Raw genomic sequence first — 323 nt, forward strand, 5'->3', positions numbered from 1 at the left:
AGGCGACCACCGCCACCGGCCTGATGTTCACCAGCCCGCGCCAGGACGCGCAGGTCGCCTACCTGCCCGAGAGCCGGTACGGCGGATGGAAGGCCACCCAGTGCCGCGAGCCGCTCGGCACACCTCTCTGGTGGGCCAGCTTCAGCAGGAACACCCGGCCGAGATCACCTCAGCTTTCACCACCGCGCTCGCCGAGGGCCTGCCCAGCAACCATCGCGACTTCCTGCACGCCGGCCCCCACCACCAGCCCAGCAGCCCCGCCGGGGCGTTGGCCGACCGCGGGTGGCAGACCGACGACACCGCCATGTACCTCTACCAGCGTT

General features: G+C 71.2%; 1 protein-coding gene. It reads left to right on the top strand.

The features are described 5' to 3' along the window. Positions 1–130: 130 nt before the first annotated feature. The coding region (locus RB628_RS41775) for a hypothetical protein (RefSeq protein WP_318325815.1) at positions 131–323 on the top strand (193 nt) is incomplete at its 3' end.

Source organism: Streptomyces sp. ADMS, assembly GCF_033441795.1.
Taxonomy (GTDB): domain Bacteria; phylum Actinomycetota; class Actinomycetes; order Streptomycetales; family Streptomycetaceae; genus Streptomyces.